The sequence below is a fragment of the Micromonospora sp. CA-111912 genome (assembly GCF_050948415.1).
Lineage (GTDB): Bacteria > Actinomycetota > Actinomycetes > Mycobacteriales > Micromonosporaceae > Micromonospora.
Genome location: NZ_CP192007.1, coordinates 4986379 through 5001554 on the forward strand (window position 1 = coordinate 4986379; position 15176 = coordinate 5001554).

Sequence of the window (15176 nt, forward strand, 5' to 3'; positions counted from 1 at the left end):
GAAGTCGACTGAAGAATTTCTACGGCAGGAGCGCGTCGACTTCAAGCCCTGGCCACCGAACCGTTATCACCACCGGGCAGCCCGACCTGGCATAGCCTGAGCCCATGCGCCGCCTCCGGCAGCTCGCCGAGCGCACGCCGGCAGGGCGCGAGCGCTACGTCGACCTGCTCCGGGCGGTCGCGATCGGGATGGTCGTCGTCGGTCACTGGGGCGTCACCGTGATCGGCCGGGACGCCGCCGGGCGGCCCACCGGGCACTCGGCGCTCGGCGACCTGCCGTGGGCGTACCCGCTGACCTGGGTCGCCCAGGTGCTGCCGGTGTTCTTCCTGGTCGGCGGGTTCGCCAACGCCGCCTCGCTGACCGCGCACCGACGCCGGGGCGGCGACGCCACCGGCTGGCTGCTCGACCGCAGCGCCCGGCTGGTGCCGCCCACCACCGTCCTGCTGCTGGTCCTGGCCCTCGGCGCGGCGGGCGCCCACCTGTGGGGCATCGACCCGGCCCAGGTCCGCGAGGTGGTCTGGTTCGCCACCATCCCGCTGTGGTTCCTCGTGCCCTACCTGGCCGTCGTGGCCCTCACCCCGCCGATGCACGCGCTGCACCGCCGCTTCGGGCTGGCCGTGCCGGTGGCGCTGGTCGGGCTGGTGGCCCTCGGCGACCTGGGTCGGCTGGTCGGGCCGGAGGCGCTGGCCACCGGAAACCAGCTGGCCGGCTGGCTCGCCGTGCACCAGGTCGGCTTCGCCTGGTACGACGCCCACGCCCGGCCGGCCGGGGACCCGGGACGCGACCGCACCCGGCACCCCCTGCCGACCTCGCGGCGGGCGGCGACGGCCCTGCTGGTCGGCGGGTTCGGCGCGCTGCTGCTGCTCACCACGATCGGGCCGTACCCGGTCGCCATGCTGCACGTGCCCGGTGAGCGGTTGGAGAACGACGGCCCGCCCAGCCTGGCGCTGCTCGCCCTGGCCACCGCGCAGCTCGGGTTGATCCTGCTGCTGGCCGGCCCGGCGCGGCGGTGGCTGCGCCGGCCCGGCCCGTGGCAGGCGGTGATCGCGGTCAACTCCGTGGTGCTGACCGTGTTCCTCTGGCACCTCACCGCCGCCGTGCTGCTGATCGGGCTGCTGGACGTGGTCGGCCTGCTGCCCACCCCGGCGGCGGGGACCGCGGCCTGGTACGCCTGGCGGGTGCCGTGGCTGCTGCTGCTCGCCCTGGTGCTGGCCGGCCTGGTCGCCGTCTTCGGGCCGGTCGAGGCACGTGCCGGCCGGCGCCGGTCGGCCGGGGAGCGGTCGACGGGCCGTCGGCGGGTCCGCACCGCGCTGGTGGTCGCCGGGTACGCCGCCGCGCTCGGCGGGCTGCTGGTCAACACCGTCACTCCGAAGAGCGCACCCGAGCCGCTGGGCCTGCCCGCCCCGGCGCTGGTCGGGTACCTGGCCGGGGCGGGGCTGCTGCGGCTGCTCAGGTCTGGGTGGGGAACCCGAGGTTGACCCCGCCGTGCCGGGGATCGAGCCACCGGCTGGTGACCACCTTGCCGCGGGTGAAGAACGCCACCCCGTCCGCGCCGTGGGCGTGCAGGTCACCGAAGAGGGACGCCTTCCAGCCGCCGAACGAGTAGTACGCCATCGGCACCGGGATCGGCACGTTGATGCCGACCATGCCGACCTCCACCTCGTGCTGGTAGCGCCGGGCCGCGCCGCCGTCGTTGGTGAAGATCGCCGTGCCGTTGCCGTACGGATTGGCGTTGACCAGGTCCACCGCCTCGTCGTACGAGCCGACCCGCAGGACGCCGAGCACCGGGCCGAAGATCTCGTCGGTGTAGATCGACATGTCCGGGGTGACCCGGTCGAACAGGGTCGGGCCGAGCCAGAACCCGGCCGGGTCCCCGTCCGGGGCGACGTCCCGCCCGTCGACCACCGGGACCGCCCCGGCGGCCACCCCCGCCTCGACGTACCCACGCACCCGGGCCGCGTGCGCGGCGGTCACCAGGGGGCCCATGTCGCAGCCCCGCCGGCCGTCGCCGGTGCGCAGCCGGGCCATCCGCTCGGCGATCCGCGCCACCAGGGCGTCGGCGACCGGCTCCACCGCGACCAGCGCGGAGATCGCCATGCACCGCTCCCCCGCCGAGCCGAACCCGGCGTTGACCGCCGCGTCGGCGGCCAGGTCCAGGTCGGCGTCCGGGAGCACCACCATGTGGTTCTTCGCCCCACCGAGGGCCTGCACCCGCTTGCCGGCGGCGGTGCCGCGCTGGTGCACGTGCCGGGCCACCGGGGTGGAGCCGACGAACGACACCGCCCGCACGTCGGGATGGTCGAGCAGGGCGTCGACCGCCTCGGCGTCGCCGTTGACCACGTTGAGCACCCCGTCGGGCAGGCCGGCCTCGGCGAACCACTCGGCCAGCAGCAGCGCCGCGCCCGGGTCCTTCTCGCTCGGCTTGAGCACCACCGCGTTGCCGCAGGCCACCGCGACCGGGACGAACCACAGCGGCACCATCACCGGGAAGTTGAACGGGGAGATCACCGCGACCACCCCGAGCGGCTGGCGCAGGCTGTACGAGTCGACCTCGGTGGAGACGTTCTCGCTGAACCCGCCGCGCAGCGCCGAGGGGATGCCGCAGGCGTACTCGATGACCTCCAAGCCGCGCTGCACCTCGCCGGCGGCGTCGGCGAGCACCTTGCCGTGCTCGGCGGTGATCACCTCGGCGAGCCGGCCCCGGCGGGCGTTCACCAGCTCGCGGAAGGCGAACAGCACGGCCGTCCGCTTCGCCAGGGAGGCGTCCCGCCAGCTCCGCGCGGCCCGCCCGGCGGCCCGCACCGCCACCGCCACGTCCTCGGCGCAGGCCAGCGCCACCTGCCCGGTACGCCGGCCGGTGGCCGGATCGAAGACGTCGCCGCGCCGGGTGGACGTGCCGTCGACCCGCTCGCCGTCGACGAAGTGCCCGATCACCGGCCCGTCCCCCGTCGTGCTCACGCCGCCGCCCCGGGCGCCGCCGCCGAGCTGCGGATCGCCTCGACGAGGATGGCCAGCCCCTCGCGGGCCTCGTCCTCGGTGAGGGTCAGCGGCGGGCCCATCCGCAGCACGTTGCCGTACAGGCCGCCCTTGCCGACCAGCAGGCCGCCGGCCCGGCACGCCTCGAACACGAGCGCCGTCAGCGTCGGGTCGGGCTCGACGCCGCCGGGGTGGACGAACTCGACGCCGAGCATCAGGCCCTTGCCGCGTACCTCGGCGACGCAGTCGAGGCCGCCCACGGCGGCGCGCAGGCCGTCGCCGAGGATCGCCCCGGTGCGGGCGGCGTTGGCCTGGAGGTCGTGGTCGAGCAGGTAGTCCAGGACGGCGTTGCCGGCGGCCGTGGAGACCGGGTTGCCGCCGAAGGTGGAGAAGCTGATCGCCGGCACCGACTCCATGATCTCGGCCCGGCCGACCACCCCGGCCAGGGCGAAGCCGTTGCCGATGCCCTTGGCGAAGGTGAGCAGGTCCGGGGTGACGCCGTGCGCCTGGTACCCCCAGAAGTGCTCGCCGGTGCGCCCCCAACCGGTCTGCACCTCGTCGGAGATCAGCAGGATGCCGTGGGCGTCGAGTTCCTTCTTCCAGGCGGCGAACAGGCCGTCCGGGCCGTGCACGAACCCACCGACGCCCTGGATCGGCTCGGCGATCAGGCAGGCCACGTCGCCGGCCGTCTGGGTGGCGAGCACCTCGCGCAGGTCCTCCACCGCGGCGTCGACCCGGTCGGCCGGGTCGAGCCGGGACAGCATGCCGCGCAGCCGCTCGCCGGAGTGCAGCCAGGCCACCTGGAGAGGGTTGAGCGCGCTGGCCGACCAGCTCCGGTTCCCGGTGACGCCCATCGCCGCGTACGACCGGCCGTGGTAGCTGTTGCGCACCGCGAGGATCTGGTGCGAGCGGCGGTGGTTGGTGGCGGCCAGCAGGGCGGCCTCGTTGGCCTCGGTGCCGGAGTTGGTGAAGAACACCCGGGCGTCGGGGATGCCGGAGAGCCGGGCGATCTTCTCGGCCAGCTCGACCTGCTGGCGGATCAGGTAGAGCGTCGAGCTGTGCACGACGCCCGTGCGGAGCTGCCGCTCGACGGCCTCCCGGATCTCCGGGATGTCGTAGCCGATCATGTTGGTCAGCACGCCACCGAAGAAGTCCAGGTAGCTGCGTCCCCGCGCGTCGGTGACCCGGCGACCGGAGCCGGCGACCAGCTCGATCGGCTCGGCGTAGTAGAGCGGCATCCAGGAAGGCAGCACGGCCCGGTGCCGGGCCAGCAGGTCGTCGGTCATCGTCGCACCCTCCAGGGCGTTGGCGGTCACCGCACGCTCCCATCCGGACGGCGCGGGGACAACTGCCACTGTGTAGCGCACCGCCGACCACCGCCTGACACCACGTCAACCGACCACCACGATTTCCGGCTCGCTTCGGGCACCGGAGCGGCGATTCCGGTAGTCGGATCCGGCCGAGACGACTCTTTCCGCAACGGGGGCCGGGCGGCGCGCCGATGGGGCCGCGGCCTCCGGGCAGGCGGCTGCCGGTACGATCCGGCGAGTGCCGATCATCCCGGACGACCTGTCGGCGCCGCGCCAGCGGCACACCGGCGCCCACGGGGCGCTGCCGAGTGGCGGGGCGGGCACGACCCCGCAGGAGATCGCCGACGGCGTGCGGTCCTGGGTGACCTCGCCGCCACTCCGGGAGCTGGTGGCGCGCTTCGGCGGGGACTGGCCGGCCGGGAACCTGGCGGCGGTGCTGGCGTGGCTGGACGACTTCTCCGCCCGGCACTGGGACTTCCGGGGCGGCAGGGAGCGCCCCGAGGCCCGGGAGCCGGCCCTCGACCCGCGCACCGCCGGGCTGGTGCTCGCCGCGGCGTCCGCGCTCGGCCTGGTCCGCCCGGTCCCGCCGGCCCGCCCCGGCTACGCCCATCTGGTCGTCCTCGGCGGGCTGGCGCACGCCTGCCTGCGCCGGGTCGGGTACGCCGCGCACCTGCTGCGTTCCGGCACGCGGGTGGCCGGCGAGGTGGCCGTGCTGGGCAGCTTCCGTCCGCTGTCCGACGCCGAACTGCGGGCGCTGGCGGAGGCGGGCGTGACGGGCGGTGAGACCGAGGTGGACGCCCTCGACGCGGCGGTCCGGCTGGCGTTCCGGGTGGCCGGGCCGGCCGCGTCCGACGGAACGGACGCGGGGCACCCGCACCACTCCTGGTCCTCGCGGACCTACCGGCCGGCGGGGCTGCCCCCGGTGCGGGTGCTCGCCGCCCCGTCCAGCGAGCCGGACCGGCGGCGGGCGCACACGGCCGACACCCAGCGGTTCTGGGCCGAGCACGTGCGGCTCTCGCCGGGCGATCCGGTGCTGGTGGTCACCGCGCCGATCTACGTGCCGTTCCAGCACTGCGACGCGCTGCGCACCCTCGCCGTGCCGTACGGGTGCGCGATCGAGACCGTCGGCGTCGACCCGGAGGTGCCCGACCTGGCCCGGCTGCCCGAGCCGGCGCTCACCCCGGGCCGCCACCTTCAGGAGATCCGCTCGGCTATCCGGTCGATGCGCGCCCTGCACACCAGCCTCGCCGCCGGCTGAGGCGGCGCGGGCCGACGCCCGACGGGGATGTCGGACGCCGACCCGGACCGGGTGCGCGGGGTCAGTTCACGTAGACGATCGGGCTGCCGGCCTGGGTGGTGTCCCGGACCGGGGAGTACGTGGCGCTGAAGTACGCGGCCGAGAAGCAGGTGCCCGGCCCGGCGGACTTGGTGAAGGGCTGGTTGACGAAGGCGATCGAGGTGGTGGCGTTGGACGCCGTCCCCTTCACGGTGTTGCCGTTGGCCTTGTAGACGCAGGTGATGTTGCCGAGCAGGGTGCGCAGCGAGACGGTGCTCTGGATCGCCCCGGTGAGGGTGACCGCGCCGGCGCTGGTGACGGAGACGGAGTACGGCAGGTTGTTGACGAGCACGCTGTTGACGCCGAGCGTGCCGACCACGTTGGTGGTGCAGCTGGTGAAGGTCTGCCCGGTGAGGCTCTCGGTGGCGGTCCCCGGCGCGGCCGGGTTGGTCAGCACCTTGGCGGTGAAGGCGGACGCGGCGCACTTCACGCCGGTGGTGCCGGTGGCGGAGGAGTAGAAGTTGGCGGTGGTGGTGGCCGCCAGGCTGGCCTGCAGGACGTCCCCGACCGCCGCGGCGGTGCCGGCCGCGCTGCCGGTGGTGAGCACCGTGTTGGCGAGGGAGGCGGGCGGGGCTGCGGCAGCGGGGGCCGCCGCGACGAGGGAGCCGAGCAGCGCGACGGCGGCGAGGCCGACGACGGCGCGTCCGTACCTGGGCATGGTGGATCCTTTCGACGGTGGTGCGACGGTGGCGGCCGGCCGGGGTCGACCGTGCCCGGCGTGGACCGGGCGCGACCGGACGGCCGCTAGGGGGACGGCCGCGTAGGGACGCATCGCGGCCGATGGGCCCGTCGCCGGGGGACGGCCTCGGCGGCGGGTTGAGCCCGTCGCCGGGGACAGCCTCGACGGCGGGTTGGACGCCGCCGGGGACAGGCTCGGCGGCGGGTTGGACGCCGCCGGGCGGCGCGACGTGCGCGCCTCGGCGGCCGGGCGACCGGTGAACCACCGGGCCCCAGAGCTTCCTGCTCGTCAGCGGGCGGTGCGGGCTGGTGCACTGCGGCGCAGCCGCGTCACCTGCGATCTTCCGGCCTTGGGTACGAGGGTGCGGTCAGCGATAATGGCGAACATCGAGCCCTCCTTCGGCGCTGCTCGGTGCGGCCGTCCGGCGAAGATGACCATGAGTGACACGACCGGAACTCAACGTGGTGAAGTTATAAACCCCGGAGGGTCGCAAAGTCAATCGTCGATTCAGGGAGGTCGATGTCAATGTCGCTGGCACCGCACCCGGCGGCCGGGGCGACCCCCCTGCCCGGAGCCCGCCCCGGGCGCGATCCCGAACGGGCGATCAAACGCGGCCCGCGCCGCCTGTCCGCCGAGGTGGTGGCGGCGACCCAGCGCGACCGGCTGTTCGACGGACTCGTCCACGAGGTGGCGGCGAGGGGCTACGACAACGCCCGGGTCACCGACATCTGCCGCGCGGCCGGGGTGACCCGCCCCGCCTTCTACACCCTCTTCGCCGGCAAGGAGGACGCCTTCCTGGCCACCTACCGGCACGGCACCGCCGTCCTGCTGCGCCTGATGGACGACGCCTACGCCGCAGCCGGCCCGGACTGGACGGACACCGCGCGGGCCACCCTGCGGACCCTGCTGGAGGTGCTGGCCAGCGTGCCCGCGTTCGCCCGGATGGCGCTGGTGGAGATCGACGCCGCCGGCCCGGCCGCCCGGGGCGAGCGGGACCTGCTACTGGCGGAGTTCCACCGGTTCTTCCGCCCGCCCCGCCCCCGGTCCCCGCTGACCGAGGAGGACGACGAACTGCTGGTCACCGCCGTGGTCGGCGGCATCCACACCACCGTCCGGCAGCGGGTCGCCCAGGGACGCACGGCGGAACTGCCCCAGCTCCTGCCGGCGCTGACGTACGCCATGACGGCACCGTTCCTCGGCCCGGCCGCCGGCGGGCGGGCCGCTCAGGACTCCGGCGCGGACGCCACCCCGAGCGTCACGGCCCCTTGCGCGGCCGACCCGGCCCACTCGCGCAGGCCGGGCGCCTGACCGACCCGGCGGCCACGATCAGAAACCGCTGCGGTTTCTCACTATTGGCCGCATTTCGCAGATCCGTCGATTCCACCGGACGTCAATCTTGACCCGCCCTTTACTCGGCGGTAACTTCGCGGGGCAGCGACCCGAACAGCACAACGCGCAACCAATTCAGATCATCCCCCATGATCCGCGGCGCGTTCATCGCATTGTCGCGGACGAATCGATCTCGAAGAGGAGCCGTCATGTCGGACGACACCGTACCCATCGAGCCGGTCCCGCCCCAGGGCGGCGTGCGCTGGCGGCGGTTCGCGGCCAGCCTGGCCGTCGTCGGGGCCGGCGCCGCAGGAATGGTGATGCTGACCGCCCAGGGAGTGCTCAGCGCCCAGTTCGCGATCTCCGGAATGCCCTTCGTGGTCACCGCCGACAAGCTCAGCGGGACCGGGTTCGAGCAGTTCGCCACCCTCGACCAGATGATCGAGGACAGCCCCAACCAGGGCGACACGGGCGGCCAGGTCGTCGTGATCGTCTCGGCGATCGACAAGGCCGAACTCACCAACCTGTGCCAGAGCATCAACCTCGGCGGCATGTACATGAAGCTCACCGCCGGCGGCGACGGCAAGCCGGTCAGCGCCCGCACCCTGGTCGTGGACTCGGACGAGCTCTCCGGCAACGCCTCGTTCCGCAACATCGACATCGGGCAGGACGCCAGCACGCTGGATCAGGTGCCCGGGGTGCGGGGCAACCCGGGGGTCTTCGGCCAGCAGGCCGACACGGTGACCATCACCGACCTGCGGCAGAACAACTACGCCACCACGGCCGCGGTCTTCACCCTGCCGAACCTGCGGATGCGGTTCACCTCCGAAGGGTGCTGAGTTGACATCCTCCCCGCCCTAAAGAGCGGGGATTCCCTGGGTCGCCCCAGGGGTTTCCTGCTTCGTCGCCGACCGCCCTGTCCGGGAGGATTCCCGTTGAGGTCTTACACCGGTTCCACAGGCCGTCACCGCCAGCCCGGCGGCCAGAATGGTGCGCGCCGCGTTGACGTCGCGGTCGTGGGTGGTGTCGCACCGGCACGTCCACGACCGCACGCTCAACGGCATGGTCTCCGCGACCGCCCCACAGGTCGAGCACGTCTTGGACGACGGGTACCAGCGGTCGATCACGACCAGGTCCCGGCCGTACCAGGCGCACTTGTACGTCAGGAACTCACGGAACTGCCGCCAGGCTGCATCGGAGATGGCCCTGGCGAGCGAGTGGTTCTTGACCATGTTGCGGACGGCCAGGTCCTCGATCACGAGCGTTTGGTTGTCACGCACGAGTCGGGTGGTCAGCTTGTGCAGGTGGTCCCGGCGGCGGTCGGCGATGCGGGCGTGGATGCGGGCGACGGTGACGCGGGCTTTGGCCCGGTTCGCCGAGCCCTTCTCCTTACGGGCCAACACCCGCTGAGCCATCGCGAGGCGCTTGCGGTCGGCACGTTCGTGGCGGGGGTTGGTGATCTTCTCCCCGGTGGACAGGGTCAGCAGCGAGTCCAGACCGGCGTCGATACCGACCACCGCGCTGGTGGCCGGTGCGGGGGTGATCGTGTCCTCGCACAGCAGAGACACGAACCACCGGCCCGCGCTGTCGCGGGACACCGTCACCGTGGACGGGGTCGCACCGTCGGGCAGCGCCCTCGACCAGACGACGTTCAACGGCTGGCCCATCTTCGCCAGGACGAGTTGGCCGTCGCGGTAGCGGAACGCGCTGGAGGTGAACTCGGCCGACGCCCGCGACCGCTTTTTGCTCTTGAAACGCGGGTAGCGGGCACGCTTGTCCCAGAACACGACGAACGCGCCCTGCAGATGCCGCAGCGTTTGCTGCAACGGCACCGACGACACCTCGTTGAGGAAGGCCAACTCCTCGGTTCCCTTCCACTCGGTGAGCATCGCGCTGGTGGCGTTGTAGGTGACCCGCTCCTGCCGCTGCTGCCACGCCTCGGTCCGCGCGTGCAGGGCCATGTTGTAGACCTTGCGGACACACCCCAACGTCCGGTTCAGCAGGCCGGCCTGCTCGGGGGTCGGGTAGAAGCGGTACTTGTACGTCCGCTTCACCACCGAGGTCACGCTTCGGAAAGTACCAAATTGGACTGGAAACGGAGGACGCGGGCGACGCGGCAACATCTGTCCGCCTTGCCGGCGGACAGATGTTGCCCTGACCTGCTCCGCAGGACGTTCCGTCTCCTCCCCGGCCTGAGGGCCGGGGTATCCACGGAAGGAAACTGATGACCGACGGGGACATCCCGGCGCGCGCCGGCCGGGCGGCGCGGCCACCGGCGCGGCTGACCGGCGCGGGGCCGGGGGCGACGCGGCGACGGTGGCGTGCCTGGCGGCGCAGCCGCCCCTTCTGGGGCGGGCTGCTGGTCGCCCTCGGCGGCGCCGAGATCCTGGTGACCCTGCGCGCCCCGCTGCCGGTGATCCTGCACATCGGGCCGCAGGGGCTGGCCGGCTACCTCGTGCCGGTCATCCTGCTGCTCTGCGGCGTGCTGCTGGTGGCCCACCCGCCCCAGCGGCTCTTCTACGCGCTGGTCTCCCTGGTGCTCGCCCTGGTCTCCTGGCTGACCTCCAACCTGGGCGGGTTCTTCGTCGGGCTGCTGCTCGCGCTCGTCGGCGGCTGCCTGGCGTTCGCCTGGACCCCGGCCAGGAAGCCCCGCCCCGGCACCGCCCCGGCGACCCACCCCGCCGCGACGGACCCGGTGGACCCGGTGGGCGACCCGGAGCCCTCCGCCGACCCGGAGCCTCCCGCCGTGCCGGAACCCATTCCCGTGACCGAGGGGCGGCACTGGCGGGGCGTCGACCAGACGTAGCACGCCGGCTGGCGCACCGGACGGCGCCAGGTCCGGCGGGGTCCGGCCGGGAACGGCTTTCCCGGTGCTGCGGACCCCCGGGCCGTCCGGTGCGTAACCTGTGCCCTGATCGGGTGGCCCTGCGGACAGACCGGCCCCGCCCGGGACGGGAGAGGCATGACCGACGTGTCCACACCAGGCCGGGAGCCGTTCGTCCTGGGCCTGGTGGTTCACCCGCGCAACGACGTCAGCGAGTCGGTCGCGACGGTGACGCAGGCCGCCGCGCGTCACGGCTCACCCGTCGTGGCGCGCCCGGGCGACGCCGCCCGGCTGGGCGACGGCGTGCTGGCCATGGACGACCAGGAGTTCGTCGAGCGCGTCGACGCAGTGATCAGCCTCGGCGGGGACGGCACCATGCTCGGCGCCATGCGCCTGATGGCCGGGCGGCAGACTCCCGTGCTCGGCGTCAACCACGGCAACCTCGGGTTCCTCGTCGAGATCTCCCCGGCGCAGCTGCCCGCGGCGCTCGACGAGATGGTCAACGGTCGGTTCAGCCTCGAACCGCACAGCTGCCTGGAAGTCGACGGCCACACCGGCTCGCTCGGACCGGCGACCGCGTTCAACGACATCGTGCTCACCTGCGAACAGCCAGGGACAGCGGTGACCCTGGACCTGGAGATCAACGACGTCCGCCACGGCTACTACCGTTGTGACGCGGTGATCGCGTGCACACCCACCGGTTCCACCGCCTACAACTACGCCGCGGGAGGGCCGGTCATCTCCCCGGCGATCCCCGCGATCGGGCTGACGCCGGTGGCGCCCATGTCGGGCGTCAGCCGCACCATCGTCCTCGGCGGCGAAGAAACCGTCACGCTCCGCAACCCCTCCGAGGAGGAGACCCTGCGGATGGCCCTCGACGGCGCGGCCGTCAGCCGGGTCGGGCCCAGGGGCCACGTGACCCTGCGACTACGGCCGAACGTCGTCAACGTGGTCCGGTTCGACGCCGCCGCCCTCGGGCGACGCAACCGCATCAAGCTCAGCCTCCTCAACCTGCCGCTGCGCCCCGACCAACTGCTCGAACTCGTGCCCGAGCACCTGCGGGAACGCGCCAGGCAGATGCGGCGGTCGCGGGACGAGGCGGCCTCGGCGGACTAACCGGCGGCGGTGTCCCGGACCGCCTCGGCGAAGACCTCGGAGCGGTGCTCGAAGTTGCGGAACCGCCCGTAGCTGGGCGCGGCCGGGGAGAGCAGCACCACCCCGTCGGCCGGGGTCAGCGCCCGGGCCCGGCGCACGGCGGCGACCAGGTCCTCGACCACCTCGGTACGCACCTTCGGCAACCCGGAGAGGGCGCCCACGATCCGCTCCCCGCTGTCCGGGATGCCGAGCACGGTCAGCTCCCGCTCGGCCAGGTGCTCGCGCAGCGGCGAGTAGTCCAGCCCCCGGTCGGTGCCCCCGACGATCACCGTCAACGGCCGCCCCTCGTACGCGTCGATCGCGTGCATCGCCGCGTACGGGCTGGTGGCCAGGGTGTCGTCGACGAAGGTCAGCCCGGACGGGTCGGCGATCTCGGTGAGCCGGTGGGCCAGCCCCTGGAACCCGGCGACCGCGACGGCGAGGGTGTCCTTCCGGGCCACCACGTCCACTCCGATGGCGTCGAGCACGGCAAGTGCGACACACAGGTTGCCCTCGTTGTGCCGGCCCACCAGGGGCAGCACGGCGCGGGGGAACAGCGGCCGGTCGGCGAGGTGGAACCAGGGCGCGCCGTCCGGGCCGGTGGCCACGTGGGTGGTGCCCGGGGATCCGGCGCGCACGGCCGACCGGTCGCCCAGCTCGGCGGCGAGCCGCGGGTCGGCGCCGTTGACCACCACGGTCTCCGGCCCGTACGCCAGCAGGTTGAGCTTGTCCCGGTAGTACTCCCGCTCGCCGCCGTGCGCGTCCAGGTGCTCGGGGAAGAGCGAGGTGACCACCGCGACCCGGGGCGAGTCGGTCAGGTCGGTGCACTGGTAGCTGGACAGCTCCAGCACGTACAGGTCGGACTCGGGCAGGTCCAGCAGCGGCACCCCGATGTTGCCGCCGAAGACGTTCGGCCGGTCGACTGCGGTGAGCAGGTGGCTGATCAGGCTGGACGTGGTGGACTTGCCCTTGCTGCCGGTCACCCCGACCGTACGCCGGGCGTGGTCGGCCATCCACAGCGCGCTGCCCTGGGTGACGGTGACGCCCCGGCGGCGCAGCTCGACCATCCACGGGTGGGTGTTCGGCACCCCGGGGGAGCGCACCACCACGTCGGCGGCGGCCAGTCGGGCGAGGCCCTCGTCGCCGGTGACCAGCGGGGCCGCCTCGGCCAGCGGGCCGTCCCACGGCAGGGCGAGGAAGTTGGCGCTGTCGTCCACGGCGACCAGGCCGGCCGGGCCGTGCGCGGCGATCGCGGTCACCGCCGCCCGGCCCTCCCGGCCGGCGCCCCAGACGGCGACGGCACGTCCGCGCAGGTCAGACAGGCGCACAGGTGTTCTCCTCGGGCTCAGGGACGGTCGGCGGCCCGGTCCGGCGCAGCCGGGCACGGCCGGACGAACCAGGGCCTAGTATGGCGTGTGCCCAACGAGCAGCTCCGGCGGATGGACGCCTTCACCTTCCCGTCCTACTCGATCGACCTCGCCACCGGAGAGGCGTTGTTCGACTACGCCCTGACCGGCCCCGACGGCGAGCAACGGTTCACCGAGGTGATCACCCTGCCGCTGCCGGCCGGGCCGCCCTCGGACGAGACGGTGGCCACCCTGGGCCGGGTCCTGGAGTTGCTGCACGTCGTCGCCGGCGTCAGCTACTACAAGGCCGCCGCGCCGCCCCGGCTGGTGCTGCCGGCGCCGCTCGGCCCGGCCGCCGCCGAGCTGGTCACCGCCGTCTACACCAGGGGCCTCGCCGAGTACGCGTACCGCAACCAGCTCCCGCACGTGCTGGAGCTGGTCCCGGAGATCCCCCCGGGCTCGGTGTCGCCCGCCCGCGAGTACGACAACTCCGACCTGCGCCCGCTGTCGGCCGTCGGCGGCGGCAAGGACTCCATCGTCAGCCTGGAGGCGCTGCGCCGGGCCGGCCTCGACCCGGTGCCGTTCTCGGTGAACCCGAACCACGTCATCGTCTCCGTCAACGAGGCGTCCGGGCTGGCCACCCTTGCCGCCCGGCGACGGCTCGACCCGGTGCTGTTCGACCTCAACGCGGCCGGCGCGCGCAACGGCCACATCCCGGTCACCGCGATCAACTCGCTGATCGCGGTCGCCACGGCGGTGCTCAACGGGCTCGGCCCGGTGGTGATGTCCAACGAGCGGTCCGCGTCCGACCCGAACCTGGTCTGGAACGGGCACGAGATCAACCACCAGTGGTCCAAGGGGGTCGAGGCGGAAGGGCTGCTGCGGGCGGCGCTGGCCGAGCACGCGGGGCTCACCGAGCCGTACTTCTCGCTGCTGCGCTCACTGTCCGAACTGCACATCGCCCGGCTGTTCGCCGCGATCGACCGGTACGACGACGTGGTGACGAGCTGCAACGCCGCGTTCAAGCTGCGCGACGCCAGCGAGCGGTGGTGCCGCGACTGCCCGAAGTGCCGGTTCGTCTTCCTGGCCATGGCGCCGTTCATGCCGCGCGAGCGGATCATCCACATCTTCGGCGGCGACCTGCTGGCCGACGAGGCCCAGATCCCCGGGTACCGGGAGCTGCTGGGCGTGGACGGCCACAAGCCGTTCGAGTGCGTCGGCGAGGTCGAGGAGTCGGTGGTGGCGCTCAGCCTGCTGGCCGAGCAGGACCAGTGGCGCGAGGCCCCGATCGTCCGCGCCCTGGTCGACGCGATCCCGGAGGCCGCCTGGTCAGCGGCGGCATCATCGGACGTCTTCACCCCGGGCGGCCCCAACCACATCCCCACCCCCTACGCCAAGGCCCTAACCACCCAAACCTGACCCACCCCGGCCCCGCGCGGCCCGGCCCCGCGCGGCCCGGCCCGGCCCGGCCCCGTTGATCATGAAGTTATTGCCGTCCGGCCCCGCGTGTCGTAGCAATAACTTCATGATCAACGGGCTCGGGAAGGCCGGGCTCGGGGAGGGCCGGGCTCGGGAGGGCAACGGCTCGGGGAGGGCCGGGGGCGGGGTGGGTCAGGGGGTGCGGACGGCGTCCAGGGCGAGCAGGGCGACGTGTAGGGAGATGCACGCCTCCACGGAGTCGAGGTCGACGTCGAGGATCCGGGCGATGCGGGCCAGCCGCTCGTAGAAGGCGGGGCGGGACAAGTGTGCCGCGGCGGCACCGGCCGACTTGTTCCGGCCCTGCTCCAGGTACGCCCGCAGGGTGCCGAGCAGCTGCTCCCGGGGGTGCCGGGCGTCGTACGCCAGCAGTGCACCCAGCTCGCGCTCGACGAAGGTCTGGAGGCGCGGCTCGTCCCGCAGCAGGTGCAGCAGGCCGGCCAGCCCGACGTGCGGCAGCCGGAAGATCGGCAGGTCCCGGCGGTCCCGGCGGGCCGCGTCGGCGACCTGCCGCGCCTCGACCAGCGAGCGGCGTGCCTCCCGCAGGCTACCCACCCCGGACCCGGCGGCGACGATCACCGCAGCCGGCCCGCCGGTCCGGAGCAGCGACGGCGGCGTGCCGGGCCCGGCGGTCCGGGCGTGCGGGGGCGCGCCGAGCCCGGCCGGTGCCGCAGGGCCGGCGCCGCCCGGCCGGGCGGACCCCGCACCCGCAGCGGTCGTACCGGGTCGGGCGGACCCCGCACCCGCAGCGGTCGTACCAGTTCGG

At 73.6% G+C, this 15176-nt stretch carries 12 protein-coding genes and 1 pseudogene; 7 read left to right on the forward strand and 6 right to left on the reverse strand.

Features of this window, described 5'->3' with window-relative positions:
* Positions 1–104: 104 nt before the first annotated feature.
* On the forward strand, positions 105–1478 hold the full coding sequence (locus ACQPZO_RS20490) for an acyltransferase family protein (RefSeq protein ID WP_433343193.1): 1374 nt from the start codon (positions 105–107) through the stop codon (positions 1476–1478).
* Here ACQPZO_RS20490 and ACQPZO_RS20495 read toward each other — a convergent pair.
* Entirely contained in the window at positions 1450–2934 is a 1485-nt protein-coding gene (locus tag ACQPZO_RS20495; RefSeq protein ID WP_433351113.1) for a CoA-acylating methylmalonate-semialdehyde dehydrogenase, read from the reverse strand. The two genes, ACQPZO_RS20490 and ACQPZO_RS20495, sit on opposite strands and share 29 nt — an antisense overlap.
* Before the next feature lie 20 nt (positions 2935–2954).
* Positions 2955–4262 carry an aspartate aminotransferase family protein gene (locus ACQPZO_RS20500; RefSeq protein ID WP_433351115.1) on the reverse strand — a complete coding sequence of 436 codons (1308 nt, stop codon included), beginning with the start codon at positions 4260–4262 and terminating at the stop codon, positions 2955–2957.
* Positions 4263–4524: 262 nt separating this feature from the next.
* Here ACQPZO_RS20500 and ACQPZO_RS20505 point away from each other — a divergent pair, with 262 nt between their 5' ends.
* Positions 4525–5544 carry a hypothetical protein gene (locus ACQPZO_RS20505; protein ID WP_433343194.1) on the forward strand — a complete coding sequence of 340 codons (1020 nt, stop codon included), beginning with the start codon at positions 4525–4527 and terminating at the stop codon, positions 5542–5544.
* A 61-nt stretch (positions 5545–5605) separates the two neighbouring features.
* Here ACQPZO_RS20505 and ACQPZO_RS20510 read toward each other — a convergent pair whose 3' ends face one another.
* Positions 5606–6280: a Tat pathway signal sequence domain protein gene (locus tag ACQPZO_RS20510; protein WP_433343195.1), complete on the reverse strand. Its 675-nt coding sequence runs from the start codon at positions 6278–6280 to the stop codon at positions 5606–5608.
* 546 nt (positions 6281–6826) lie between these two features.
* On the opposite strand from ACQPZO_RS20510, the gene ACQPZO_RS20515 reads away from it, so the two are divergent.
* Both ACQPZO_RS20515 and ACQPZO_RS20520 read left to right on the forward strand, forming a co-directional pair.
* Positions 6827–7609 (forward strand): TetR/AcrR family transcriptional regulator, encoded by a 783-nt coding sequence (locus ACQPZO_RS20515; protein ID WP_433343197.1) that lies wholly within the window; start codon positions 6827–6829, stop codon positions 7607–7609.
* Between the two features lie 230 nt (positions 7610–7839).
* Positions 7840–8469, forward strand: coding sequence for a DUF6230 family protein (locus ACQPZO_RS20520; protein WP_433343199.1), 630 nt, complete (start codon positions 7840–7842; stop codon positions 8467–8469).
* An 18-nt stretch (positions 8470–8487) separates the two neighbouring features.
* Here the strand turns inward: ACQPZO_RS20520 and ACQPZO_RS20525 are convergent, their stop codons facing one another.
* The gene (locus ACQPZO_RS20525) at positions 8488–9696 is read right to left on the reverse strand and encodes an RNA-guided endonuclease InsQ/TnpB family protein (protein ID WP_433343201.1); all 1209 of its coding nucleotides are present in this window, start codon (positions 9694–9696) and stop codon (positions 8488–8490) included.
* A 158-nt stretch (positions 9697–9854) separates the two neighbouring features.
* On the opposite strand from ACQPZO_RS20525, the gene ACQPZO_RS20530 reads away from it, so the two are divergent.
* Together ACQPZO_RS20530 and ACQPZO_RS20535 are read left to right on the forward strand one after the other, a co-directional pair.
* Positions 9855–10436: a DUF6114 domain-containing protein gene (locus tag ACQPZO_RS20530; protein ID WP_433343202.1), complete on the forward strand. Its 582-nt coding sequence runs from the start codon at positions 9855–9857 to the stop codon at positions 10434–10436.
* Positions 10437–10592: 156 nt separating this feature from the next.
* On the forward strand, positions 10593–11570 hold the full coding sequence (locus tag ACQPZO_RS20535; protein ID WP_433343203.1) for an NAD(+)/NADH kinase: 978 nt from the start codon (positions 10593–10595) through the stop codon (positions 11568–11570).
* Here the strand turns inward: ACQPZO_RS20535 and murD are convergent.
* The gene (murD, locus tag ACQPZO_RS20540) at positions 11567–12916 is read right to left on the reverse strand and encodes a UDP-N-acetylmuramoyl-L-alanine--D-glutamate ligase (RefSeq protein ID WP_433343205.1); all 1350 of its coding nucleotides are present in this window, start codon (positions 12914–12916) and stop codon (positions 11567–11569) included. The genes ACQPZO_RS20535 and murD overlap by 4 nt on opposite strands.
* 87 nt (positions 12917–13003) lie before the next feature.
* On the opposite strand from murD, the gene ACQPZO_RS20545 reads away from it, so the two are divergent.
* Positions 13004–14353, forward strand: a complete 1350-nt coding sequence (locus tag ACQPZO_RS20545; protein ID WP_433343206.1) for a hypothetical protein — start codon at positions 13004–13006, stop codon at positions 14351–14353.
* A 192-nt stretch (positions 14354–14545) separates the two neighbouring features.
* Here ACQPZO_RS20545 and ACQPZO_RS20550 read toward each other — a convergent pair.
* Positions 14546–14980 (reverse strand): annotated as a pseudogene (locus tag ACQPZO_RS20550) (PucR family transcriptional regulator); the annotation flags it as partial.
* Between the last annotated feature and the right edge of the window lie 196 nt (positions 14981–15176).

What these genes read in the sequence shown, in the direction of transcription:
- ACQPZO_RS20490 (WP_433343193.1), top strand. Translation starts at nt 105, where the DNA reads ATGCGCCGCCTCCGGCAGCTCGCCGAGCGCACGCCGGCAGGGCGCGAG.
- ACQPZO_RS20500 (WP_433351115.1), bottom strand. Translation starts at nt 4,262, where the DNA reads ATGACCGACGACCTGCTGGCCCGGCACCGGGCCGTGCTGCCTTCCTGG.
- ACQPZO_RS20510 (WP_433343195.1), bottom strand. Translation starts at nt 6,280, where the DNA reads ATGCCCAGGTACGGACGCGCCGTCGTCGGCCTCGCCGCCGTCGCGCTG.
- ACQPZO_RS20515 (WP_433343197.1), top strand. Translation starts at nt 6,827, where the DNA reads ATGTCGCTGGCACCGCACCCGGCGGCCGGGGCGACCCCCCTGCCCGGA.
- ACQPZO_RS20520 (WP_433343199.1), top strand. Translation starts at nt 7,840, where the DNA reads ATGTCGGACGACACCGTACCCATCGAGCCGGTCCCGCCCCAGGGCGGC.
- ACQPZO_RS20530 (WP_433343202.1), top strand. Translation starts at nt 9,855, where the DNA reads ATGACCGACGGGGACATCCCGGCGCGCGCCGGCCGGGCGGCGCGGCCA.
- ACQPZO_RS20535 (WP_433343203.1), top strand. Translation starts at nt 10,593, where the DNA reads ATGACCGACGTGTCCACACCAGGCCGGGAGCCGTTCGTCCTGGGCCTG.